We start from the raw sequence: 25628 nt of genomic DNA, 5'->3' as shown, positions 1-25628 counted from the left end.
CGTCATGCTGCTAGCCATACCCCAGGTCTTTACTGCTGAAGAAACGGCTCGTATCCGAGAGGCGCTTGAACAGACCCAGTGGAGTGATGGAAAAATCACTGCCGGACACCAATCCTCCAAGGCCAAGCATAATCTTCAACTTCCCGAAGACCATCCGTTAACGCGTGAAATCGGCGAAGCGATTGTCCATCGGCTCTGGCAGCATCCCCTGTTCATGTCTGCGGCACTGCCCCACAAGATCTTCCCGCCCTTGATCAACTGCTACACCGCCGGCGGCTCATTCGACTTCCATATAGACAACGCCGTACGCAACGTGAAAAACAGCATCGAGCGCGTCAGAACCGATATCTCGACCACAGTGTTTTTCAGTGATCCCGACAGCTATGACGGCGGAGAACTGGTGATTCAGGACACCTATGGCACACAGCGCGTAAAGCTAAAGGCAGGCGACGCCGTACTCTATCCGGCTACCAGCCTGCACAAGGTGGAGCCGGTGACTCGAGGCACTCGATATGCCTCGTTTTTCTGGACTCAGAGTCTTGTTCGCGAAGATAGCCAGCGGGCCCTGCTGTTCGAAATGGACACAGCCATTCAAAACCTGACCCGCGACGTCCCTGATCATCCTTCACTGGTTCAGTTGACCGGGACCTATCACAACCTGCTACGCCGCTGGGTAGACGTATAACCATGGCCTACGTCTTGAGGCGACAGGAAGTTCTCGAAAACCAGGCGCTGGAACAGGCACTGGCATCGGATAATCCCAGGGAGGCGGCCCGTGTCATCCTGACGGCTGCCAAGGCCGGCTCGCCAGATGCCCAGGCCATGCTGGGCCAGATCCTGCTGGAGGGCCGCGGCATTGCACAGGACGCTAGCCTCGCATTGATCTGGTTTACTATCGCTGCCGATCAAGGCCACACGATGGCGCTCAACATGGTAGGACGTTGCCGCGAACATGGCTGGGGCTGCGAGCAGGATGCCCACGCAGCAGCCGAGGCCTATCGTCAGGCCGCCGAACAGGGCCTGGACTGGGGCATGTACAACTATGCCAATCTGCTGGCGACAGGACGCGGTGTCTCCCGTAACGAGCACAGCGCCTTTTTATTCTACCGACGCGCAGCTGAGCTGGGCCATGCCAAGTCCATGAATCTTGTTGGACGCTTCTACGAAGAGGGTCTTGTCGTTACACGGGATACAAAGGCTGCACATGACTGGTACAAGCGATCGGCAGAGGCAGGCGATTTTCGCGGTCAATATAGCTATGCGGCGGTACTGGCAACAACGGGTCGCCTTGAGGAAGCCCAGCACTGGTTGAAGGAAGCCTTGAAGACCGGCAACCTCAATTTTTTCAGGGCCAGCCGGCAAGGACTGTTGGACTCCGACCATGAAGCGCTGCGCCTGATCGGGCTGAGCTATTTCGAGCGCGCCGCCGAATTGGGCGACGAGACGGACCAAGCGGCTCTTACCAGAGCCCAGAGCAAGCGCTACGATTCGCCCCTTGCCGTCTGAATGATAAAAAACCCGCAAAAGCGGGTTTTTAATGGGCGCTATTTAGAGGTAATAGGCTTTGAGTGGAGGGAAGCCATTGAACTCCACAGCACTGTAGCTGGTGGTGTACGCCCCGGTAGACAACCAATACAGACGGTCACCGCTGGCAAGGTTCAGTGGCAAACCATACTTGTAGTGTTCATACATGATGTCGGCACTGTCACAGGTAGGGCCAGCAATCACGACCTCTTCCATCTCACCCTTCTTCTCGACCCAGATCGGAAACTTGATGGACTCGTCCATGGTTTCGATCAGACCGGAAAATTTGCCTACGTCGGTGTACACCCAGCGCTCAACGGCGGTGCGCGATTTGCGCGACACCAGTACCACTTCGCTCACTAGAATACCGGCGTTGGCAATCAACGAACGACCGGGCTCCAGAATGATTTCCGGAAGTTCATCGCCAAAGTCTTCCTTCAGGAAGCGGATGATCTCTTCAGCATAGGTTTCGAGATTGTTGGTCTTGGCAATATAGTTTGCCGGGAACCCGCCGCCCATGTTGATCATCTTCAGGACGATGCCGTCTTCTTCACGCAGGCGCTCGAATATCACCTTGACCTTGGCGATAGCCGCATCCCAGACGTCGATATCACGCTGCTGCGAGCCAACGTGGAAGGAGACGCCGTAAGGCACAAGGCCTAGCTGGCGGGCCAGGATCAAGAGGTCCAGCGCCAGATCGGTCTGGCAGCCAAACTTACGTGAAAGCGGCCAGTCAGCGGTATTAGAGCCTTCGGTCAGAATCCGCACATAGATCTTCGAGCCCGGCGCAGCTTTGGCAATATTACGCAGGTCAGCCTCGGAGTCGGTGGCGAACATCCGCACACCCTTCTCGTAGAAATAGCGAATGTCCTTAGCTTTCTTGATCGTATTGCCGTAGCTGATGCGATCAGGACTTACGCCCGTGCTCAGCACCTTGTCTAGCTCATAGATGGACGCGATGTCGAAATTTGAGCCCTTGTCGCGCAGGAGCTCAGTAATCTCGATGGCTGGGTTTGCCTTAACGGCGTAATAAATTTTGGCAAACGGAAAATTGTTCACCAAGTCATCGTAGGCTCTGGAAATGGTAGCCTTATCGATCACCACAAAAGGCGTTTCATGCTGGTCAGCGAAGGACTTCATTCGCTGGAAGGTCTCGCGCGAGTAGTAATCTTCGACCTGGATGGACATGCGTCGGACTCCCAATGGCAGAACAAATAGATTCGTAGGGGTATTGCTGAACGCCTAATCCGTTTCCCCACTTTGGTTCGCCTACTTCCCAAGGCACGTCGCCGAAAGCAAAAAGGTCAACATGTCCAGAGCGTTGACCTTGCTGTCTCGTCGTCAGTACTTGAGCCGGATGGATCGTTTCCAGCATGGACGTTCGGGCGCGAACTTTAGGACTACACGCCCGCAAGATCAATCAAAAATCCCATACGACTGTCTGATTTGCCTCGATCCGGTACGAACCCTCCTCGTAAAACCGACCGGCCAGGCGAACCGATGTTCCAAAATCCGTCAGGATTCCTCTGCAATTGAGAGAACCCGTTCAAGCCAGATAGGCATTTTCAACAAAGATTGATTTTTGCGAGAGAGTGCTAACCAGATTTGGCTACTGCCGCTCACCAAAAAGATGAAAGAAATATGGCAAGGCGTAAACTTTATTAAGACGCACAGGTCTTCGTGTGTCGCCATGCAGTGCCTTACATCACGGAAGGATATGGCCAAACTCCAACAATATGTTTTGCTTCATTTCATAGGGAAATCAAAATGTTTGGCATCGAAGTCGACGGCTCGGTAGAGCCTCCATCATTCATCAACTCGTTACAGGTTGCCTTGAAGGAAACCTGGGCGGTGATCTACGCCCATGGCGGAGTCATTGCCGAGTTCGATAACGAGCAGGATGCACGTGAGGAGGCTGAGCGCTGGACAGGAGTCTGCTTCCGTCTGGATGCCTGCTAAGCGCCAGGCTTGAAAGCCTGTGTCCTGAGTCCGGCTCAGGCTTTCAGCTTAATGGCTTTTTAACGCTTATCGAGTTTACTTCCCGCTCCTATCGCTGTACGTATTTTCAATAAAGCCATAGGCAATCACATTTTTACGTCAAACCCCGCCGGCCCCCCTTGTCAATCGACCTGCTCAAAGAGCACGTTTGACGGGTTTTGCTATCAGGCTATCCATGTTAACCCTGCAGGTACAGTTCTGGCCTGCCCATTACGCTTATGGCACTTATTTCGATGAATAGAACCGGGCGAATCAAACGCAACCTCAAGCGATATGCCTTTCTAGCATTCGCTCCCCTGCTCATGAGCCATACCGCCTCGGCGGCCGATTACCCAGCCGAGATGATCGGCCTGAATTTCTCGGGTGCCGGCTTTGCGGCGCAGGTGCTTCCGGGTGTGAACGGTACCAACTACTTCTTTCCTGACGACTCCTACTTCAGGCGCTGGGGCTATCGCGGGATTCGCGTCATACGTTTCCCGATCACCTGGGAGCGCCTGCAACCCAAGCTCAACGGTGAGCTGGACACTCAGTACGCTGACCTGATCAGCCAGACGCTGGATTCGGCCAAGCGCTACAAGATGCAGGTCATTCTGGACCTGCACAACTACGGGCGTTACCGCGACCAGATCATTGGCTCGGAGAGCGTACCCTACGAGGCTTACCAGGACATCATGGAGCGGATCGCCAAAACCTGGAGCAAGCACCCTGCCCTGCTAGGCTACGACATCATGAACGAGCCGCATGATGTGGAAGACCACTGGGACACCGCGGCCCAGTACGGCATCGATGGCATCCGCTCCGTCGATAAGAGCCGCCCGATCGTGATCGAGGGCAACTTCTGGTCAAGCAGCGCGCGCTGGCCTGATGTAAACAAAGGCCTGCTGAACCTCAAGGATCCGGCGGACAATCTGATTTTCTCGGCTCATGTGTATTTCGACGCTGATGCCGGTGGTCGCTACGAATCCAAAGACACCAGTCAGCTTGATCCCATGATTGGCGTCAAACGTGTTCAACCTTTTATTGACTGGCTCAAGGCCAATAACAAGAAAGGCCACATTGGTGAGTTTGGTGCACCAGGGGATGATCCCCGCTGGATGAAGGTCATGGATAACATGCTCTCGCATCTTCAGAAGGAATGTATCCCAGCTACATACTGGGCAGCAGGTCCGGGCTGGGGCGACTATTCCCTTTCCATCGAACCCCGGGATAACAAGGAGCGTCCGCAGTGGGCCATTCTCAAGAAGTATGTGAAACACTCGGGCTGCTCGGAAATAGGGCCTAAATAAGCCGCTGGCAGAGTGGCCCAGTGCATCAGGGCCACCCTGCTGAACAAGACTCGTCTGAAAAGCCAAAAGGCCTGAACCTACAGGCCTTTTGGCTTGCTATAATCGCCGGTTTAAGTATCCACCGGACATCAGCCTCCATGACCAAGCAGGCCGCCGAAGTCGCCAAGCGGCGCACTTTCGCCATCATTTCCCACCCGGACGCCGGTAAGACCACCATCACCGAGAAGCTCCTCCTGATGGGGCAAGCCATTGCCGTGGCCGGGACCGTTAAATCACGTAAATCCGACCGCCATGCCACCTCCGACTGGATGGAGATGGAAAAGCAGCGTGGTATCTCCATTACCACGTCGGTCATGCAGTTCCCCTATCGCGAGCACATGATCAATCTGCTCGACACGCCCGGTCACGAAGACTTCTCGGAAGACACCTACCGCACCCTGACGGCGGTTGACTCTGCCCTGATGGTGCTCGATGGCGGTAAAGGCGTTGAGCCTCGTACGATTGCCCTGATGGAGGTCTGCCGTCTGCGCGATACGCCCATCGTCAGCTTTGTGAACAAGCTGGACCGTGATATTCGCGATCCGATCGAGCTGCTCGACGAGATCGAAGCTGTCCTGAAAATCAAGGCGGCCCCGATTACCTGGCCGATTGGCTCCTACCGTGACTTCAAAGGGGTGTATCACCTCTCCGAAGACAAGATCTTTGTCTATACCCCTGGCCACGGCCATGAGCGTATCGCAACCCGCGTCATTGAAAAACTGGACTCGGACGAAGCCCGTACTCACCTGGGTGACCTGTACGATGATTTCGTCGAGCAGCTCGAACTGGTTCAGGGCGCGTGCCATGAATTCAATACAGATGAATTTTTAAAGGGCCAGATGACACCGGTCTTCTTTGGTACAGCCCTGGGCAACTTCGGTGTCGATCACGTCCTGGACGCGGTCGTGGACTGGGCGCCACAGCCGCTCTCGCGTGCGACCAACGAGCGTGACGTACAGCCGGTCGAAGAGAAATTCAGCGGTTTCGTATTCAAGATCCAGGCAAACATGGATCCCAAGCACCGTGACCGGATTGCCTTTATGCGGATCTGCTCCGGCAAGTATGAAAAAGGCATGAAACTGCGCCATGTGCGGATCGGCAAGGACATCAAGATTGCTGACGCCCTGACGTTCTTCTCTTCCGAGCGTGAACAACTGGAAGAAGCCTTTGCAGGCGACATCATCGGCTTGCACAACCACGGCACCATCCAGATCGGCGATACCTTTACCGAAGGTGAGAGCCTCGGCTTTACCGGTATTCCGCACTTTGCGCCTGAACTGTTCCGCCGTGTACGCCTGAAGGACCCACTCAAGTCCAAGCAGCTCCGCCAGGGCCTGCAGGAGCTGGCAGAGGAAGGCGCGACCCAGGTGTTCTTCCCTGAGCGTAACAACGACATCATTCTCGGCGCTGTTGGTGTGCTGCAGTTCGACGTCGTTGCCAGCCGCCTGAAGGAAGAATACAAGGTGGAATGCGTCTACGAGCCGATCAACGTCTGGTCTGCCCGCTGGATCGAGTGCAATGACAAGAAGAAGCTTGAGGAATTCAAGAACAAGGCCATGGAGAACCTGTCCGTGGATGGCGGCGGTCACCTGACCTACCTTGCGCCGACTCGTGTCAACCTGAGCCTGATGGAAGAGCGCTGGCCTGACATAAAATTCCGCGCGACGCGGGAACATCACTAAGCATAAGAGAAAGGGCTGATCATTCAGCCCTTTGTTTCTACCGCCTGATTAAACAGCCTGAAGCGTCTTTTCGAATACCGCCTTTCCATCCAGATCTCGCAGGGTCACAGTCAGATCACCGCTGTGCCCTTCGATATTGACCTCGCCAAAGAACTGGAAGCCCGACAGCGGCGAGCTGTTGGCTACCGGTGGTGCCTTCACAAATACGGCCTCCGGTCCGAAGGTGTTGTCCAGCTTGTTGGGCCCGAATGCACCAGCATTGAGCGGGCCTGCCACGAACTCCCAAAAGGGCTCGAAATCCTGGAAGGCTGCCCGATTGGGATGGTAATGGTGAGCCGCGCAGTAGTGCACATCTGCAGTCAGCCAGACCGTATTGCTGATATTCCATCGGCGGATGTAACGTAAGAGCTCTGCAATTTCCAGTTCGCGACCCAGAGGTGCACTGCCGTCGCCATTGGCAATGGCCTCCCAACGAGGCGTTCCTGCTGCATCCACTCCATCAGGGACCTCCAGGCCAATGGGCATGTCTGCCGCAATGACCTTCCAGGTAGCCGTAGACTCCGTGAGCCCCTGCTTGAGCCACTCGAGTTGCGTGCGCCCCATGAAAGCAGTGTCTGGTCCCTCATTGGGTTGCAGGTTGGTGCTGTTCCCGCCCCGGTAGGTCCGCATGTCCAGCACGAAAATATCCAGCCGAGGACCGTAGCTGATCTTGCGATAGATGCGTCCGGCATCATCACGCTGTTGCAGCCGCATGGGGGCATACTCTAGGTACGCCTGACGTGACCGCTTGGCCAGTACGTTGATGTCCTTTACGGTGTAACGGTCATCCAGCACCTTGGTAGAAGACCAGTTATTGGTGGTCTCGTGGTCATCCCACTGCCAGATCTGCGGGACTTCAGCATTGAACCGACGGACATTTTCGTCCATCAGGTTGTAGCGATAATTGCCACGATATTCATCGACCGTCTCGGCAACCTTGCTCTTGGCCTCTGTGGTGATGTTGCGCCAGACCTTGCCTTCCACCGTCGTGGTCTTGGCTTCTAGCGGGCCGTCTGCATAGATGGTATCGCCACTGTGCAGGAAGAAGTCCGGCTGTCGACGACGCATGGCCTCATAGATGCGCATGCCACCGATATCGGGGTTGATACCAAATCCCTGCCCGACCGTGTCGCCGCTCCAGACGAAGCGGATATCGGTACGATGCGTCGGTGCGCTACGCAAATGTCCAAAGACAGGCTCGCTCTGCGCACCGCTGTAAATATCTTCGAAACGAACCCGATAGAAAATGGATTGATCAGCGGGAAGTCCGCGCAAATCCATGCGCGCCGTGTAATCCGTGTCGGCTGTCACCACAGGCGAAACCATTCGGCGCAGATGGCGAAGGCTCTCCTTGGTGTCCCACTCGACGATCATCCGCGCCGGACGATCACAGCGGCTCCAGACAATGGCCCGGTTGCCCTGAACATCACCTGACTGAACCCCTTCAAGCATCAGCGGACGCTGCTTGGCGCCAGCGATCACGGCAGGTGCCACTCCCGGCAGCAGCAGTCCAACGCCCAGCCCCTGGATCAGGCGCCGTCTTCCATTATCGAACGTGCTCATCATGCGCTCCCACGATTATTGGAGCGAATGGGTTTAGCGAAAACGCCTGACAACCCTGTGACAGTCTGAAGAACAGCTGTTACGGCGTGATCTCAATCACACTTGGTAGGCTTCGACGCTTCAGGCTCCACCGCATGCAGGATCTGTTGAGCCAACGCATGATAAAGCGAGGTGGGCGAAAGCCAGCCGGACACACCATTCGCCAGCAGGCACGTTGCCAATACGGGGATCGCCATGTCGGGACTGTGGGCCAGCTCCAAGGTAATGACAGTCGAGGTGAGCGGTGTCCGGGTAACGCCCGTGAGGTAGGCCGCCATGCCCAGAAGCGCACCGGTCTGCAGAGTGACATCAGGGAGCCAATCGACCAGCCAGGGCGCAAAGCTGGCGCCTACTGTGAGCGAAGGCGAAAAGAGCCCGCCGGGAATGCCCGCCAGATACGAAACCACGTTGGCCAGAAACTTCCAGATGAGAAAGCCCTGATCGGTTATGGGCTGTCCCTCCAGAATGGCACGTGTTTCCTCGTAGCCGGTACCAAAGACATGTTGTCCGGACAGTGTCCCTAGACAGGCAACCAGTAATCCACAAACGGCAGCAAATCGAACCGGGAAGCGTGAGCGGATAGCGCCCAGCCTTCCAAGCCAGCCGTGGGATGTTGGAATGACCAGCCGCGCATAGCCGCCGCCCAACAGGCCGCCTGCCAGCCCGCATATGACCACCGCTACCCAGGCATCGCCCCAGGGCAAACTGGCACTGATAACGCCAAAATAGGTATACGGTCCGACCAGGCCCAGCGTGACCATACCGCCAATCACCACAGCCGTCAGTACCAGACCGCTGAAGCGCTGTTCAAAGGTATGACTCAACTCTTCAATGGCAAATACTACGCCCGCCAGCGGCGTGTTGAACGCCGCAGCAATACCCGCGGCACCGCCAGCGAGAATCAGTCCCGAAACCGTCTTTCGCTCATACAGGCCCAGCCGCCGACCAAAGCCATACAGTACCGAGGCGCCCAAATGTACGGTCGGACCCTCGCGGCCAACCGAGCCCCCCACTAGCAGGGCAAACAATGTCAGTATCATCTTCGCGAGTGCGATCGGCCAGGCCAACACCGCCGCCCTGAACTGACCAGAGGGCTTCTCCAGCGCTGCAATCACTTGTGGAATGCCGCTTCCCCTGGCATTACGCAGCCACCCCTGCGTCAGCCAGACTAGAAGGGCAAATCCTGCGGGTGTCACCAACCACGGCCATAAGTGGCTGTGATTCAACAGACGCTGAAAGAGCTGAAAGGCATGATCAGCCAGCCACGCAAAAGCCAGCGCCAGTAAACCCACCAGCAGCGCGCCGACCCAGAACGCCAGGCGTTGCCGAATGGAGCGAAACCGTTGATGGCGCTGTTGGGGTGCTTGAGATGCCGCAGCGCGGCGTGTAGATGTTTCCCTGTGGTCAGGGGCAGCAGGATCGCTCGAGTCGCTCATAAGCAAATAAAATAGGTTGGCTCTGTAATTGTAACAAAGTATTGAAGGATACAGTGGGTGGTTCGACTGCCTGAAGACCGGTGGGTTTAAGCATTTCACAAGCCCTGTCATCCGTGGTCTCCATCATTTCTCCATATAACCTGCAAAGCCACGCAAGCTTGTCATCCCAAAATTTGGCGGTTTCTACCTGAGCGCGATGTATATGCATGGCGCAGGTAGTGTCATGACCGTTACGGGATACAGACATGTCAACTGCCTTTCTTCCTTTCTCACGTCCAAGCATAGGCGATGAGGAAATTGCGGCCGTCAATGCCGTGCTCCGCTCCGGCTGGATCACCACCGGCCCTCAAAATCAGGAGTTGGAGCAGCGCTTCTGCGAGTATCTGGGCTGCCGTCATGCCGTCGCACTCTCTTCGGCAACGGCAGGTATGCACTTGGCATTGATAGCCCTGGGTATTGGTCCAGGCGATGAGGTCATCACGCCCTCCCAGACCTGGGTATCTACCGCAAACCTGATCTGCCTGCTGGGCGCAACTCCTGTGTTCGTGGACATCGATCGCGATACCTTGATGACCGATGCAGCGCGTATCGAAGCCGCCATCACGCCCCGAACGAAAGCGATCATTCCGGTTCATTACGCCGGTGCAGCCTTTGACCTGGATCCGCTCTACGCACTGGCCGAGCGCCATGGCATCCCCGTCATTGAAGACGCTGCCCACGCAATAGGTACACGCTACCGGGGCCGCCTGATTGGCGCTCGGAACACCGCCATCTTCTCCTTTCATGCCATCAAGAATCTGACATGTGCAGAAGGCGGACTTTTTGTAACGGATGACGAAGCATTGGCTAACCGCATCCGCACATTGAAGTTTCACGGCTTGGGCGTCGATGCCTATGACCGTATGACCCACGGCCGAAAGCCTCAGGCGCAGGTCATCGAACCGGGCTTCAAGTACAACCTGACCGATATCAACGCAGCCATTGCACTCGTCCAGCTGGATCGCATCGACGAGATTAACGCCAAGCGCAAACAGCTGGCCGAAATGTACCTGGAGCGCCTGAACGGCCTTCCCATTCAGCCGCTGAGTCTTCCGAGCTACCCTCAGGATCACGCCTGGCATCTTTTCATTGTGCGCGTCGATCCGGCGCAATGTGGTCTGGATCGCGATGTCTTCATGCAGACCTTGCAGGCAAACCATATCGGCACCGGTATTCATTTCATAGGAACGCACCTGCAGCGTTATTACCGGGACCGCTTTCCAGAGGTAAGCCTGCCAAACACCGAGTGGAATTCGGCTCGACTGTGCTCGATACCGCTGTTTCCTGACATGACCGCCGAGGAGCTCGAGCGCGTCGTCACTGCCATTCGCTCCACACTGGAGGCAGCCTTGTGAAGCCTTATCCGATCAATCGCGTGTCCGTGGTCATTCCGGTCTTCAATGAAGAAGCCAGCCTGCCCGAACTCCTTTTGAGAACCGATGCCGCCTGCCAGAAACTGGGCCGCGATTATGAAATCGTATTGATTGATGACGGCAGCCGTGACAGCTCGGCCAGCATTATCCAGGCAGCTGCCGAAGCCGAAGACAGTCATGTGGTAGCGGTCATCCTCAACCGCAACTACGGCCAGCACGCCGCCATCATGGCGGGCTTCGAGCAGTGTATTGGCGACCTGGTCATTACCCTTGATGCCGACCTGCAAAACCCGCCGGAGGAAATTCCGCGTCTCGTCGAGCAAGCCGCTCTGGGGTTCGATGTGGTCGGTACTGTACGCGAAAATCGTCAGGACTCCGCCTTCCGCCGCCTGCCATCCAGGCTGATCAACCTTGCTGTGCAACGTTCTACAGGCGTAGCCATGAGCGATTATGGCTGCATGCTGCGGGCGTATCGCCACAGCATCATCGAGGCCATGCTGGCCTGCCATGAGCGCAGCACGTTTATTCCCATCCTGGCTAACAGCTTCGCCCGCCATACCACCGAAATCAATGTGGGACATGCCGAGCGCGAATACGGTGAATCGAAATACACCCCCATGCGCCTGATCAACCTCATGTTTGATCTCGTGACCTGCATGACCACAACGCCATTGCGGCTGCTGAGCATCGTGGGTGGCGCCATGGCACTGGCCGGTATCTGCTTCGGGATGCTGCTTCTGGTGCTACGCCTGCTGCTGGGGGCCGACTGGGCTGCCGACGGCGTGTTTGTCCTTTTCGCCATCCTGTTCATCTTTACCGGCGCCCAGTTCGTCGGCATGGGGCTACTGGGTGAATACCTGGGCCGCATGTACCACGACGTCCGTGCCCGCCCTCGCTACTTCGTTGAGCAGGTTGTCCGGGGTGAAGCCTCCTGCTCCCCTGCGCCAGCCTCGCTCGATTCCATTCCTTCTGCAAGCTGATTACCCATGACCAAGACTGTTGTATTTGCCTATCACGATATTGGATGCGCCGGAATCGAAGCGCTGATCGCGGCCCAGTATGAAATCGCGGCCGTGTTTACCCATGCCGATGATCCGAACGAAAACCGCTTCTTTGCTTCCGTAGCCCAACTGTGTGCTCGCCACGGTATTCCAGTGCATGCCCCGGAAGATGTTAACCACCCGCTCTGGATCGAACGCATCCGTCAGCTTGAGCCGGAATTCATTTTCTCTTTCTACTACCGTCACCTGCTGAGCGAGGACATTCTCGCTATGGCCAGAAAAGGTGCCTATAACCTGCATGGCTCCCTGCTGCCGCGTTATAGGGGTCGTGCGCCTGCCAACTGGGTATTGGCCAATGGCGAAACCGAAACCGGCGTCACTCTGCACCGCATGGAGCGTCGCCCCGATGCCGGCCCGATCGTCAGCCAGTCCAGGGTAGCGATTGCCCAGGACGATACGGCGCATACTCTGCATGCCAAGCTGCGCGAAGCTTCACGCCAGCTCCTGGGCGAAACCCTGCCCCGCCTGGCTCGTGGCAATGTGGAGGAGACCCCTCAGGATGACAGCAAGGCCTCCTATTATGGCCGTCGCACGCCTGCCGATGGAGAGCTGGACTGGACTCGTCCGGCCAGTGAACTCTATAACCTCGTCCGCGCCGTTACCCAGCCCTACCCGGGCGCTTTCAGCTTTGTAGGCGATCGAAAGCTTATTGTCTGGCAAGCCCAGGCCGTAGATACCCGTCACGACCAGAAACCTGGCGCCGCCGTAAGTCTTGATCCACTGCGTATCGCCTGCGGTGACGGCGTATTGGAAATTCAGGCCGGCCAACAAGGTGATGCAGGCCTCTACCTGTCCGGGCCGCAGCTGGCACGGGAGATGGGACTGGTCGAAGGGCTTCGTCTGCGCCGCAGCGATGCCTTCAAGGCCAAGCGTCGCACACGTGTGCTGATCCTTGGCGTGAATGGCTTCATTGGTAATCACCTGTCTGAACGCCTGCTGCGGGACGGCAACTATGAAGTCTACGGTCTGGACATTGGCTCCGACGCTATCGACCGTTTGAAGGGCGATCCTAACTTCCACTTTGTGGAAGGCGACATCAGTATCCATACCGAATGGATCGAGTACCACATCAAGAAGTGCGACGTGATCCTGCCACTCGTGGCCATCGCTACGCCGATCGAATACACCCGTAACCCGCTGCGTGTATTCGAGCTGGACTTTGAGGAAAACCTCAAGATCGTCCGCTACTGCGTGAAGTACAACAAGCGCGTCATCTTCCCGTCCACATCCGAAGTCTATGGCATGTGCGACGACCCGGAGTTCGACGAAGACCAGTCTCGCCTGATCGTTGGCCCGATCAACAAGCAGCGCTGGATCTACTCCGTTTCCAAGCAGCTGTTGGACCGCGTGATCTGGGCCCACGGCAAGCAGGATGGCCTCAGATTCACCCTGTTCCGTCCCTTCAACTGGATGGGTCCGCGTCTGGATCGCCTGGACTCTGCTCGAATCGGCAGCTCCCGCGCCATCACCCAGCTGATCCTGAATCTGGTGGAAGGCACACCCATCAAGCTGGTGGACGGCGGTGCCCAAAAGCGCTGCTTTACCGACGTGGATGATGGCATCGAAGCCCTGTTCCGTATTATCGAAAACAAGGGTGGTCGCAGTGACCAGCAGATCATCAACATTGGTAACCCAGACAACGAAGCTAGCATTCGCGAACTAGCCGAAACCCTTCTGGCCCAATTTGAGGCACACCCGCTACGGCACAACTTCCCGCCGTTTGCAGGCTTCCGCGAAGTTGAGAGCCGGTCGTTTTATGGCGAAGGCTATCAGGACGTCTCCCATCGCAAGCCCAGCATTGCCAATGCCCGCAAGCTCCTGGATTGGCAGCCCACCATCGAGATGAGCGAAACCATCGGCAAGACGCTGGACTTTTTCCTGCGTGAAGCATTGAACAGCCAGGTGGACGAGGCGTAATGATCGAGGTGGGATTGCGGATCGACGTGGATACCTTTCGCGGCACACGTGAGGGTATTCCACGTCTGCTTGAGCTGTTGGATGAAGCTCAGGTCAAGGCGACGTTCTTCTTTTCGGTCGGGCCGGACAACATGGGGCGCCATCTCTGGCGCCTCATCCGGCCGCAGTTCCTTTGGAAGATGCTGCGCTCCAATGCAGCCAGTCTGTATGGCTGGGACATTCTCCTGGCGGGCACGGCATGGCCAGGCAAGCCCATCGGCCAGCACCTGGGTCATCTGATGCGACAGACTCAGGCGGCAGGCCATGAGGTGGGCCTGCATGCCTGGGACCACCATGGCTGGCAGGCTAACGCTGGGCGCTGGAGCATGGACCAGCTGACCCGGCAGATCCGTTATGGCGTAGACACGCTCAGTGACATCCTGGGCCAACCCGTAACCTGCTCCGCCGCTGCCGGCTGGCGGGCGGATGAGCGGGTTATCGAAGCCAAAGAGGCCTTTGGTTTTCGTTACAACAGCGATTGTCGAGGCCGCTCGTTATTTCGTCCTGAGCTCGCCAATGGTGCTGCCGGAACGCCGCAGATTCCGGTCACCCTGCCGACGTACGACGAAGCGATTGGCCCAGACCTGTCGGCAGCAGGCTTTAACAGCTACCTGATGCAACACATCATGCCGGCCGACCTGAATATCTATACCGCCCATGCGGAAGTAGAAGGGATTGCCCTGGCCGACCAGTTTCAGCGCCTGCTGGCACTGGCAAAACGGCTGAATGTTCAGTTCAAGCCGCTTGGGGAATGCCTGCCTTCTGACCCCTCCCGCCTTCCCCTGGGTACGGTTACCCGGGGCGCTCTGGCAGGCCGCGAAGGCTGGCTGGGCGTGCAGGCATGACCTTCGCCCTGGTGTTGGTGGTCAGCCTGCTGAGCGGTCTTGGGCAGGTCGCTCAGAAAGTCGCCGTGGAACGCTGGCGCGGGCGGTCCGTCAGCCTGTGGCGCAAGCTGACCTCACCCTGGCTGATGTTTGGGCTGGCCAGCCTGGGTACCGGCCTGCTGCTCTGGCTGCTGGTTCTGCAGCAGCTCGAAGTCGGCATGGCCTACCCCATGCTCAGCCTGAACTTTGTCTGGATCACTCTGGCGGCACATCGACTTTTCCACGAGCACATCGATGGCCGTCACTGGCTGGGTATCGTCCTCATCATGGTGGGCATTGTGCTGCTGAGTACACAACGATGAATCAGCATCGCGGACTTCTGCTGGCGCTGGCCAGCGTATGCCTGGTGAGCCTCGCCCAGCTCTCGATGCGCGGTAGCATGGCGGCTCTTCCTTCACTGACAGAGGCCATGGCCTCTCCTGAGCTGCTCAGACAGCACGTCGGGGCGCTGGCCGGACTGCTTGCCGGTATCGCCTGCTACGGACTTTCGATGCTCTGTTGGGTTGCTGCCCTGTCGGTATTGCCGTTGGGACGGGCCTACGCGCTGCTCAGCCTCAGCTACCCCCTCGTTTATATCGCCGCCGTGGTGGTTTTCGGTGAATCCATCACCTGGCTCAAATCGGTCGGTATCGCCCTCGTCATGCTGGGCGTATTCGCTATTCATTCAAGACGCCCGGATGACCCGCGTCCGCTGGCGCAAGAGGAGTTGTAAGTGAAAATCAGTGTGTTCGGTATTGGCTATGTAGGCCTCGTTCAGGCCGCCGTGCTGGCTGAAGTCGGTCATGATGTTCTGTGCATGGACATTGACCGACACAAAATCGAGCTGCTTGAGCAGGGCGTGGTCAGTTTGTACGAACCTGGCCTGGAAGGGCTCGTTCGGGAAAACATGGAAGCGGGCCGCCTGCGCTTTACCCATGATGCCGCCCGCGCGGTCCAGCATGGCCGTGTACAGTTCATCGCCGTCGGCACCCCGCCCCTGGAGGACGGCTCGGCCGACCTTGCAGGCGTCTTTGCCGTCGCCCAGACCATTGCCCGTCACCGTACGCAGCCTGTGGTGATCGTGGAAAAATCCACAGTACCCGTAGGCACTGGCGATCGCCTCACGGCACTGATCCAGAGCACACTGGACGAGATGGGCAAGACACTGGACTTCGATGTGGTATCTAACCCCGAGTTTCTCAAGGAAGGCGCTGCTGTAACCGATTGCCGTCGCCCGGACCGTATTGTCATCGGTACCGAACGGGAAGACAGCCGCGACGTCATGCGGGAGCTCTATGCCCCCTTCAACCGCAACCATGATCGTATCCTGTTCATGGACCGCCGCAGTTCCGAACTGACCAAATATGCGGCTAACGGCATGCTGGCGACTAAAATCAGCTTTATCAACCAGATCGCCGAACTGGCCGAGCATTTGGGAGCAGACATCGAGTCGGTTCGCAGAGGCATCGGAGCAGATCCACGCATCGGTTATCACTTCATCTATCCGGGCTGCGGCTACGGTGGCTCGTGCTTCCCCAAGGACCTGAAGGCTCTGATCCACACCGCCGAGCAGGAGAACTGCCAGACCAGCCTTCTTCGTGCTGTCGAGGAAGTTAACGAACAGCAGAAAAACAAGCTGTTCAACCTGATCCACGATCATTTCAAAGGAAATCTGGAAGGCAGAACCTTTGCCATTTGGGGTTTGGCATTCAAGCCCAATACGGACGATATGCGGGACGCACCCAGTCGCATTCTGCTGGAAGCCCTGTGGGCGCATGGCGCACAGGTGCGCGCGTTCGACCCTGAGGCCATGCAGGAAGCGCAGAGACTGTACGGGCACGATGAGCGTCTATTGCTGATGGGCACACCTGAGGCTGCGCTGAACGGTGCGGACGCCCTGGTCATCTGCACCGAATGGCAAATGTTCAAGGCGCCCGATTTCGACCTTATCCAGGACAAGCTCAGGGAGCCACTGATTTTTGATGGCCGTAACCTGTACGACCCTGCACGCCTGGAGCGTCGTGGCATTCAGTATTACGCCATCGGCCGCGGCCAATCTGTTCGCCGCGCCAGCTTGACCGCTACCTATTCGAATACGGCCGGTCAACGGGAGGCTTCATGAGTCAGGGAGCCTCCCGCCCGCTCTCGCCCAAGACGAAATTTTTCATCTGGTGCGGGCTGCTGTTGGCCTTTTACCTGGTGACAGGCCTGATCGGTCGTGGACTCTGGAAAGCAGACGAACCCTACTCGTTTGGCATGACCTGGAATTTTCTGACCAGCAGCGACTGGATCGTACCCCGGGTAGGCGCAGATCCCTTCATGGAAAAGCCGCCCCTGATGTATTGGACAGGGGCGATCACAGCCTACCTTTTCCTTCCCTGGCTCTCGCCTCCCGACGGCTCACGCATGGCCGTTCTGGGATGGATGCTGCTTACACTCTGGACGTTGTATCGCCTGACCGAGCGCCTCAGTCCCGGCAGAGGACTGGTCGCCTGCCTGTTGCTGTTGGGAACGATGGGTATGGTTCAGCATGCCCATCTATTGATTGCCGATATTCCGCAATTGACAGGCGCCATGCTCGCACTGGCAGGGCTTGTAGAATTTTCCCTGGAGCCGACACGCTACCGCCGCGACGGACTGCTCTTCGGAACAGGTTTTGGCATTGCCCTGATGAGCAAAGGTCTGCTGATACCGGGTGTGCTGGGCGTTACTGTTTGCGCTGCCGTCCTGCTTCAGCCGCGCCGCTACTTTACGCGCCCCGGCTTTGCCTGGCTGGACTGGGCACTCCTCGCGGCGTCGCCCTGGCTGCTTATCTGGCCGGCCCTGCTATGGAAGACCGATGAAACACTATTTCTGGAGTGGTTCTGGGTCAATAATTTCGGCCGCTTCTTTGGCCTTTCCCAACGCAATAGCATCAGTGGTGGGGCGGGCAGCAACCTCAAAGAACTACTGGGTCTGTCCTTTCCCGTAGGATGGGTGCTATTAGGCGCCTTCGTAGCCGGACTCTGGCGCAGCCTGCGCCAACAGCGCCTCAAGGCTGACTGGATCGCGCTGCGTGAGGACTCGGGCCGCTTTATGGTCTGGCTTTACGTTGCAGTTTTTCTGTTTGTTATCATGACCTCGGCGGTCTTTCGCAGTGTTTACGTGCTTCCGCTGTTTCCGGCACTTGCCCTCCTGGTAGCCGGCTTGCCACTGCCCGAGCGCTTCAACCGCGCCGGCCGTCTGTTTGCGATCATACTGTTCAGCGTAATGGGCGGATACCTGTGGTTTGGCTGGTGGGCCATCCAGAGTGGCCATACGAGCCTGATCGTCTCCGGCCTTCGCCGGCTGGTTCCAGTAGAAATCAAACTGTCACCCAGCCCTGCCTGGTTTGTTGCAGCGCTGCTACTGACCGGCCTGTGGTTGATCACTATCGCCTGGCGCAAGCGCCTGGAGGCTGCACACGTCTGGTTTGCCGGCATTACGCTGTTCTGGGGACTGGCCAATACACTTTGGCTTCCCTGGGTGGACCTGGGGCGCAGCTATGCACGACCGTTCGAGGCACTCGAGCAATCGCTTCCGGCACAATTCGATTGTCTGAACACAGTCAACATGGGTGAATCCGAACGCTCGATGCTGCATTACTACACAGGCATAAAGCCGGTCATGGTCGCCACGCCGGAGCAGGCTCAATGTGAGATTCAGATGCTGCTCGACCAGCAGCATCACCCGATCAAGGTAGACGAGGCGCATTGGCAGTTGATATGGCAGGGCCGGCGTGAAGGGGATCGCCAGGAGCGTCTCCGAGCGTTCATGAAAGCCCCCTAAACCGCCGTAGTCAGGACTGGTTACTGACGACGATACGAGGTAGCCAGTCCCTGCACCACTATTCGTTTCCTGCTTCGCATCCGCTGTTCCTGCTCATGTTTCTTTTCTGCCGGGCTTTTAGGTGTCGTTACGGATCCCCATAAAGGAAGAAACATGCCCCTCAACAGGAGACCTCTATGCTAGATGTACACGCCTGGACCTGACGCCACGGTAACGAGTCTACGGATCTAGTACTGGAAACCCATGCCATTAGCGAGGATCTGGCGCCTAATGAAATCCTGATCGCCAACAAGGTCATCGGCATCAACCCTGTCGACTGGAAATTCATTGCGCAGGCCGAAAAGGTCTGGAAGCCGGGCCATATTCCAGGCGTGGACGGCATGGGCGTCGTAATCGCGGCCGGTCGCGACGTGCACCTGCGTATCGGAACGCGGGTCGCCTATCACCAGAACCTCTACCACGCCGGCAGCTATGCCACGCATATCAAGATCGCCGCCCACATGGTGATGCCGGTGCCGGACGGCCTTAGTGACACTGCTGCCGCCGCCTTCCCCTGCCCTACCCTGACCGCCTGGCAGTCGGTCATGAAGGTACCGGATGCAACCAACAAGGATGTACTCGTGACCGGCGCCGGGGGCTCGGTCGGATCGCTGGTGGCACAACTGGCGTTGCAAAAAGGCTGGCGCGTCTGGGTAACCGCAGGGGAGCAGCACCGCGAAAAGCTGCTGTCACGTGGCGTGACCGAGGTCGTGGATTACCACCAGGAAAACTGGCGGGATCTGTTACTCGAAAAGCTACAAGGCCGTAAATTCTATGCTGCCTTTGACACAATCTCCGGCCAGCATGCCGCCTCGCTGGCCGGTCTTCTGGGCCTTAATGGCCATCTGGTCTGCATCCAGGACCGGATCGAGCAGCCGCCCTTGCCTGCCTTCACAACGGCGATCTCTTACCATGAGGAAGCCCTCGCCTCAATCCACCAGCATGGCACCGTCCTGGACTGGATGGAGCTGACCACCGCAGGAGCCGATCTGATGGATCAGATCAAGAACAATCGATTGGCCATACCTACTCTTGAGGTTGTTCCCTTCAAACAGCTGCCCAACGCGTTAAAGGATCTGAAAGCTGCCGTGCGGACACGCAAATATGTCGTTCAGTTGGCCTGATCCGGCAGTATCAGACAAGTCGCCAACGCATTAAAAAGGGCTCCTGAGAGCCCTTTTTTATCATGCCGCAGGTACCAGCTCTTCCTGTACTTCCCCCCGCTTGATCACAGCGTACACCACACCGGTCAAGATACTGCCCGCCGCAATGGCGGCCAGGTATAGCCAGGCGTGATTGATGGCGTTGGGAATCAGGAGTACGAAAAGACCGCCGTGGGGTGCCATCAGCTTGCAGTTGAACAGCATGACGAGCGCACCGGTCAATGCGCCGCCCGCGATGCTCGCGGGGATCACACGCAGCGGGTCTTTCGCTGCAAAGGGAATTGCCCCTTCGGAAATGAAGCACAACCCCAGGACAAAGGCCGCCTTGCCCGCTTCACGCTCGCTCTGGGCAAACTTGCGGCGCGCCAGAACGGTAGCAAGCCCCATACCGATCGCAGGCACCATACCGGCCGCCATCGTAGCCGCCATCGGACCATAGGTCTTGGATGCCAATAACCCTACGGTAAAGGCATACGCCGCCTTGTTGATCGGCCCACCCAGATCCACACACATCATGGCACCCAGAATGACACCCAGCAGAACGGCATTAGACGTCCCCATGTTTTCCAGAAAGCCCGTCAGCGCGGTCAATGCCTGGGCAACCGGCGTTCCCACCACATAGATCATCACAAGGCCGGTAATCAGGCTCGCCAACAGCGGAATGATCAGGATAGGCTTGAGAGCCTCCACGCTGGCCGGCAGCTTCACCCAGCGAGCGATCGCCTTCGCCACATAACCGGCCAGAAAGCCCGCCACGATACCACCGATAAAGCCCGCGCCCAGATTACTGGCCAGCAATCCGCCGATCATTCCCGGCGCAAGGCCCGGCCGGTCGGCAATGGAGTACGCAATGTAACCGGCCAGCACCGGCACCATGAGCTTGAACGCAGCTTCGCCACCGATCTGCATCAATGCAGCCGCCAGCGTGCCCTGCTCCTTGAACGCCTCGATCCCAAAGACAAACGACAGGGCAATCAACAGGCCTCCGGCGACTACCATAGGCAGCATGTAGGACACGCCCGTCAGCAGGTGCTTGTAGACTCCAGTCTTTTCCTTTTTCGCACCGGCCTTGGCTTGTCCGGAAGACGAAGCAGCCGCCGCGCCCCCTAGGATCTCACCCTCAGCCAATGCACGCTTGAGCGTAGCTTCAGGCTGCTTGAGAGCAACACCAGTGCCGCAGCGAAACACCTTCTTGCCCGCGAAGCGATCCGTATTGACCTCAATGTCAGTTGCCAGCAGAACCGCATCGGCCTCCGCGATCGCCTCGGCACTGAGAGGGTTGCGTGCGCCCACTGACCCCTGGGTTTCCAGATCCAGCTTATAGCCCAGCTTCTTGGCAGTCTGAATCAATGCCTCAGCCGCCATGAACGTATGCGCAACGCCGGTTGGGCAGGCCGTGATCGCCACCAGACGGGGCTGCTTGGCGGGCGTAGCGGCTGCGCTGACAGCTTCAGGCTCGGCGCTGGCTTCGTACACCTTGGCCTCACGCTCGGCACGCTGCAAAAAAGCATCGACGTCCCGCAGGGCTTCCGCCGGTGTTGCACGGTAAACGCGCTTGCCCGCGAAGCGACGAAGGTCTACCGCACCGGTATGCACAACGACAATCAATTCAGACCGAGCGATCTGATCATCCGTCAGCAGCGTAGCTTCGGGGCCGTCGTGGATTTCAACGCTGGTCTGCCAGCCACGGCGCTGTGCGGCAGCATCCAGCAATCGTGCACTGAGCACACTGGTAACCATGCCCGTCGGGCAGGTCGTAACGATTGCGATATTCATGAGTTATCCCTGCTTATTGTTCTGTCATGACGTGAACACTGACGCCGTTCGCCAACTCTGCCAAACGGGCAGGATCATCAATGCCAAAGCCGATTTGAGTGACGGCCATGGCAGCAATGGCTGTGGCATTGCGTAACGCGTCCTGCGGCTCAAGTCCGGTGAGCAAACCGTGCGCCATACCGGCCAGAAGCGAGTCGCCGGCCCCTACGGTGCTGGCCACCTGCACCCTGGGCGGAACGGCCTGCAGTACGCGACCTGGCGCAAACCACCGAACACCTTCGCTACCCTGAGAGATCACTATGTGCTCAACACCCTGAGCGGCCAGCTGAGCGGCCAGCTGAGCCTGCTGCTCGGCAGTATCGGCAGGTGCCGAACAGGCGTCGGACAGCTCCTCGGTATTAGGCTTGACCAGCCACGGCCCAGCCTTGAGCCCGGCACGCAGCGCGGCGCCACTGGTATCCAGTGCCACCCGCAAGCCTAGGGCTTTCAGCCGTTGAACCAGCTCGGCAAGCCAGTCGGCACCGATGCCGCGTGGCAGACTACCGGCCACAACGGCCAGATCGTGTCCCGGTGCTACGTCGTCCAGGGTGCGCAGCAACTGAGCCTGGGCAGTCTCGGTAACGTGCGGTCCCGGTCCATTGATGTCCGTAATGCGGCCTGAGGTTTCGGCCAGCTTGATGTTACTGCGGGTCTCGCCCTCTACCCGCACAAAGGCATCCTTGAAGCCACGCTCGGCAAACAAGGCTTCGAACGGCTTGGCGTTATCAGCGCCCAGAAAGCCGGTTACGGTCAGCGAATGCCCCAGGTCTGCCAGGACCTGGGCCACATTCAGTCCCTTGCCTGCCGCGTGCATGACAACCGCTTCACTACGGTTTACTTCTCCCGGATGCAGTTCGGGCAGTCGCACCGTCAGATCCAGCGCGGGATTCAAGGTAACGGTCAAAACACGGCTCATTGCATGGCCTCCACACTGGCGCGCACTTCATCTGCTGTCGCCAGCGCCAGTGCTCGCTGGGCACAGGCTTGTGCAGCCACGAAATCCAGTTCACGCACCCGCGCCTTGACCAGCGGAATGCTGCGCGCTGAAACGCTGAGTTCATCCACACCCAGCCCCATCAAAAGCGGAACCGCCAGCGGATCGGCGGCCAACTCTCCGCATACGCCTACCCACTTGCCATGTGCATGGGCGGCCTGGACCGTCATATCGATCAGGCGCAGCACGCTGGGATGCAAACCATCAGCCTCGCCGGACAGCAAGGGATGACCGCGGTCGATCGCTAAAGCGTATTGGGTCAGGTCATTCGTTCCGACGCTGAAGAAATCCACTTCCTGCGCCAGCACCGGTGCCAACAGGGCTGCCGAAGGTACTTCGATCATGATGCCTACCTGCAGATTGACCGCCGGAATCTCCTGCCGCAGACGATTGAGGATGTCTCGCGCCTGACGCCACTCCTCAACCCGTCCCACCATCGGAAACATGATTCTGAGCGGACGCCCCTCGGCCGCACGAAGCAAGGCGCGCAGCTGGGTTTCCAGCACCTCCGGGCAACGTAGGGTCAGGCGTATGCCGCGAATACCCAGGAACGGGTTCTCTTCGGCTGGAATCGGCATATAAGGCAACGGCTTGTCGCCTCCCACATCCAGCGTACGCACCACCAGCGGTCGTCCATCCAGCGCATCTAATACGCGTCGGTAATCCTTTTCCTGCGCCTGCTCATCAGGTGCCGAATCATGGCTCATGAATACCAGCTCGGTACGCAGCAGACCAACGGCCTCTGCGCCCTGTTCGACTACCGCCGGGGCATCCGCCGTGTTGCCTAGGTTCGCAGCCACCTCAATGCGGTGCCCGTCGCGGGTGACCGCAGGCTCAAACCGCTTGGCTTCGGCCTCCTGTCGACGATGCTCCCGCACCTCGCGCTCTACACGAACCTGCTCGATGCGTGCGGCATCCGGCCCGACCTCGACAAAGCCATGATCGCCATCCAGCAGAAGAATGGTCTGAGGTGCAAGGTTCAGTACGCGCGGGCCAGCGCCTACAATCGCAGGAATACCCAAGGCGCGGGAAACAATGGCGCTGTGAGAGCTGGCACCCCCACGTGCCGTCAGGATACCGGCGACCCTGTCACGGTCCAGACGCGCCACATCACCAGGCCCGACCTCATCCATGACCAGCACATAGGGCTCGCTTGGTTCACTGGCGGAGCCAACCCCACACAGATGCCCCAGAACACGGCGGCCTACATCACGCAGATCAGCCGCACGTTCGGCCAGGAGCGCATCCTTCAATGACTCCTGCTGAGCGGCCGCCTCCTCGATCTGTGCATTCCAGGCCGCTGCGGCGCTGGCATTGCGCTTGAGGCGCGTCTGTACGCCCTCACGCAGATCCGGATCATCAAGCATCTCCAGATGGGTCAAGAAGATGTCGCGAATAGCGCCCGCCTCGCTACGGCTGATCAGGGCATCGATTTCCGTTCTGACTGCCGCCAGTGCCGCTTCGAGGCGCTCGGTTTCAGCGGCAGCCCCCTCACCCTCGGCAGGAAAGTCAAAATGCTGCTGAGCCACGACATAGGCTGGCCCAACGGCTAGCCCCGGTGCCGCAGCAATGGCCTTGAAGGTATCGCCTGAGGCTAGCGGCGCAGTGTCCTCTGCTCGCGCCAGAATATTGGTTTCAACCGGCACGGCCGCGTGCGTCGGTTGAGTATTGGCGCTAATGGGCTCAACCTCTTCACCCAACCCGGCCTCGACCGCCGCGACAAGATCCCCCAGCAGCGCTTCGGCATCGGTTCCCGGCTCAGCCAGAAACTCCAGCACCTGACCACGGCGAGCACCCAATGCCAGCAGGCGAGACAAGCTCTTGGCCGAAACGGCCGTTCCGCCATCCACTCTGACCTGAACCTCACCTGTTGAAGCCTTCGCCACACGCGCCAGCTCCTTGGCCGGACGCGCATGCAAGCCATGGGCATTGGCCAGCACCACACTCGCACTGGGCCAGTCCGGTGCTACCTCACCGCCCAGCGCTTCGAGCACCGCCCGGCTGGAGGTTGCCTGGCTAAGCTCCTGGGCACGGCCAGCGATCAGCAAGTCACACAGGCGCTCCAGCAAATCACGGTGAGCCTCGCCAAGGCTGGCCAGACAGAACAAGCCCTTGACTGGCTGCCCTTCAAGCGTCACCGGCGCTGCGGGTGTCACAAACGCAAGACCAGGACGGCTTACAGCATGGTCGCTGTGCAGCCACCAAAGCCCTTCTCCTAGTGGCAGAGGGACGCCCGTCTGTAGCGCGCCGGCAAAGCCGGGCTCAACACACTGCGTCCTCTTAAGAAGACGTGCCCCTTCCCACGCTAAGTCTTCAAGATCATCAGCCTCCACGTGCAGACGCACCAGCTGGTCATCCAGCTCAAGCTCTTGCGGGGCGCCATGCAGCAATTGAACAATCGCCTCGGCGCTTTCGGCACGGCGAATCGCCTCGTCCAGCGACTTTTCACCCAGTGCACGCGTCAATAACTGGAGAATTCGAAGGTGTTCATCAGATTTGGCGGCAATTGCAATGGCCAGATAAGCGGTCTGCCCTTCCCCCCAACTTACACCATCGGGGAATTGCATGATTCGTACGCCCGTTGTAAACACATGGTCACGGGTCTGAGGAGTACCATGGGGAATGGCAATACCCTGTCCAAGGTAGGTAGAACCCTGGGCTTCGCGAGCACGCAAACCATCGATATAGCCGGGAGCCACAAGCCCATCCGCGACAAGGGCCTCACCCAGCAGGGCAAGCGCGCTATCCTTGTCAGCGGCCTGTTGTCCCATGCGAATATGCTGCGCATCGAGTTCGAACATTCAAATCCTCCATGGCACTACGAGCGACCGAAGAGCACCGTGCCTTTCTTGTAATGATTGTTTTAGCCTAATCGCATGTTGAATCATCGACATCGGGCGATACAGACATAA

At 58.2% G+C, this 25628-nt stretch carries 20 protein-coding genes; 14 read left to right on the top strand and 6 right to left on the bottom strand.

Translation table 11 applies throughout. The features are described from left to right. The first annotated feature begins 4 nt into the window (after window positions 1-4). Together B3729_RS16465 and B3729_RS16460 are read left to right on the top strand one after the other, a co-directional pair. Window positions 5-685: a Fe2+-dependent dioxygenase gene (locus tag B3729_RS16465; protein ID WP_286788409.1), complete on the top strand. Its 681-nt coding sequence runs from the start codon at window positions 5-7 to the stop codon at window positions 683-685. A gap of 2 nt (window positions 686-687) precedes the next feature. After that, window positions 688-1506, top strand: a complete 819-nt coding sequence (locus B3729_RS16460) for a tetratricopeptide repeat protein (RefSeq protein WP_286788408.1) — start codon at window positions 688-690, stop codon at window positions 1504-1506. A 42-nt stretch (window positions 1507-1548) separates the two neighbouring features. On the opposite strand, the gene B3729_RS16455 is transcribed toward B3729_RS16460, so the two are convergent. Continuing rightward, complete coding sequence (locus B3729_RS16455) at window positions 1549-2712, bottom strand: type III PLP-dependent enzyme (protein WP_010797224.1); 1164 nt, start codon at window positions 2710-2712, stop codon at window positions 1549-1551. Between the two features lie 579 nt (window positions 2713-3291). Between B3729_RS16455 and B3729_RS16450 the strand changes: the two genes are divergently transcribed. From B3729_RS16450 to B3729_RS16440, 3 genes are all read left to right on the top strand, one after another. Next, window positions 3292-3483: a hypothetical protein gene (locus B3729_RS16450; protein ID WP_010797223.1), complete on the top strand. Its 192-nt coding sequence runs from the start codon at window positions 3292-3294 to the stop codon at window positions 3481-3483. A gap of 272 nt (window positions 3484-3755) precedes the next feature. After that, on the top strand, window positions 3756-4808 hold the full coding sequence (locus tag B3729_RS16445) for a glycoside hydrolase family 5 protein (protein WP_286788407.1): 1053 nt from the start codon (window positions 3756-3758) through the stop codon (window positions 4806-4808). Between the two features lie 137 nt (window positions 4809-4945). Continuing rightward, entirely contained in the window at window positions 4946-6529 is a 1584-nt protein-coding gene (locus B3729_RS16440) for a peptide chain release factor 3 (RefSeq protein ID WP_286788406.1), read from the top strand. 48 nt (window positions 6530-6577) lie between these two features. Here the strand turns inward: B3729_RS16440 and B3729_RS16435 are convergent, their stop codons facing one another. Together B3729_RS16435 and B3729_RS16430 are read right to left on the bottom strand one after the other, a co-directional pair. Next, on the bottom strand, window positions 6578-8131 hold the full coding sequence (locus tag B3729_RS16435; RefSeq protein WP_286788405.1) for an alkaline phosphatase D family protein: 1554 nt from the start codon (window positions 8129-8131) through the stop codon (window positions 6578-6580). Window positions 8132-8223: 92 nt separating this feature from the next. Next, window positions 8224-9606: a chloride channel protein gene (locus B3729_RS16430; protein WP_286788404.1), complete on the bottom strand. Its 1383-nt coding sequence runs from the start codon at window positions 9604-9606 to the stop codon at window positions 8224-8226. Between the two features lie 245 nt (window positions 9607-9851). Here B3729_RS16430 and arnB point away from each other — a divergent pair, with 245 nt between their 5' ends. The 9 genes from arnB to B3729_RS16385 all read left to right on the top strand — a co-directional run bounded on the left by arnB (window position 9852) and on the right by B3729_RS16385 (window position 19868). Next, on the top strand, window positions 9852-11000 hold the full coding sequence (arnB, locus tag B3729_RS16425; RefSeq protein ID WP_286788403.1) for a UDP-4-amino-4-deoxy-L-arabinose aminotransferase: 1149 nt from the start codon (window positions 9852-9854) through the stop codon (window positions 10998-11000). After that, on the top strand, window positions 10997-11998 hold the full coding sequence (gene arnC / locus B3729_RS16420) for an undecaprenyl-phosphate 4-deoxy-4-formamido-L-arabinose transferase (protein ID WP_239381758.1): 1002 nt from the start codon (window positions 10997-10999) through the stop codon (window positions 11996-11998). Before arnB ends, arnC begins: the two co-directional genes overlap by 4 nt. 6 nt (window positions 11999-12004) lie before the next feature. Then, the gene (gene arnA, locus B3729_RS16415; protein WP_286788402.1) at window positions 12005-13996 is read left to right on the top strand and encodes a bifunctional UDP-4-amino-4-deoxy-L-arabinose formyltransferase/UDP-glucuronic acid oxidase ArnA; all 1992 of its coding nucleotides are present in this window, start codon (window positions 12005-12007) and stop codon (window positions 13994-13996) included. A 2-nt stretch (window positions 13997-13998) separates the two neighbouring features. Then, entirely contained in the window at window positions 13999-14880 is an 882-nt protein-coding gene (arnD, locus tag B3729_RS16410; RefSeq protein WP_286788433.1) for a 4-deoxy-4-formamido-L-arabinose-phosphoundecaprenol deformylase, read from the top strand. Next, a complete protein-coding gene (gene arnE, locus B3729_RS16405) occupies window positions 14877-15221 on the top strand; it encodes a 4-amino-4-deoxy-L-arabinose-phosphoundecaprenol flippase subunit ArnE (RefSeq protein ID WP_074822769.1) in 345 nt (114 codons plus the stop codon). The genes arnD and arnE overlap by 4 nt, the downstream gene beginning before the upstream one ends. Next, complete coding sequence (gene arnF / locus B3729_RS16400) at window positions 15218-15631, top strand: 4-amino-4-deoxy-L-arabinose-phosphoundecaprenol flippase subunit ArnF (protein WP_286788401.1); 414 nt, start codon at window positions 15218-15220, stop codon at window positions 15629-15631. Before arnE ends, arnF begins: the two co-directional genes overlap by 4 nt. Then, a complete protein-coding gene (locus B3729_RS16395; protein ID WP_286788400.1) occupies window positions 15632-17020 on the top strand; it encodes a UDP-glucose dehydrogenase family protein in 1389 nt (462 codons plus the stop codon). Continuing rightward, window positions 17017-18705, top strand: coding sequence for an ArnT family glycosyltransferase (locus tag B3729_RS16390; protein WP_286788399.1), 1689 nt, complete (start codon window positions 17017-17019; stop codon window positions 18703-18705). Before B3729_RS16395 ends, B3729_RS16390 begins: the two co-directional genes overlap by 4 nt. A gap of 233 nt (window positions 18706-18938) precedes the next feature. Beyond that, on the top strand, window positions 18939-19868 hold the full coding sequence (locus B3729_RS16385) for a zinc-binding dehydrogenase (protein WP_312126056.1): 930 nt from the start codon (window positions 18939-18941) through the stop codon (window positions 19866-19868). A 60-nt stretch (window positions 19869-19928) separates the two neighbouring features. Here B3729_RS16385 and B3729_RS16380 read toward each other — a convergent pair whose 3' ends face one another. From B3729_RS16380 to ptsP, 3 genes are read right to left on the bottom strand one after another with little or no spacing between them, the layout of a single operon-like run. After that, a complete protein-coding gene (locus B3729_RS16380) occupies window positions 19929-21683 on the bottom strand; it encodes a PTS fructose-like transporter subunit IIB (RefSeq protein ID WP_286788398.1) in 1755 nt (584 codons plus the stop codon). Window positions 21684-21696: 13 nt separating this feature from the next. Further along, window positions 21697-22638 carry a 1-phosphofructokinase gene (pfkB, locus tag B3729_RS16375; RefSeq protein ID WP_122043358.1) on the bottom strand — a complete coding sequence of 314 codons (942 nt, stop codon included), beginning with the start codon at window positions 22636-22638 and terminating at the stop codon, window positions 21697-21699. Continuing rightward, window positions 22635-25517 (bottom strand): phosphoenolpyruvate--protein phosphotransferase, encoded by a 2883-nt coding sequence (ptsP, locus tag B3729_RS16370; RefSeq protein WP_286788397.1) that lies wholly within the window; start codon window positions 25515-25517, stop codon window positions 22635-22637. Before ptsP ends, pfkB begins: the two co-directional genes overlap by 4 nt. Between the last annotated feature and the right edge of the window lie 111 nt (window positions 25518-25628).

Source organism: Pseudomonas sp. UBA3149 (assembly GCF_002364655.1).
Lineage (GTDB): Bacteria > Pseudomonadota > Gammaproteobacteria > Pseudomonadales > Pseudomonadaceae > Chryseomonas > Chryseomonas luteola.
This window is presented reverse-complemented; position numbering and strand designations above follow the sequence as displayed.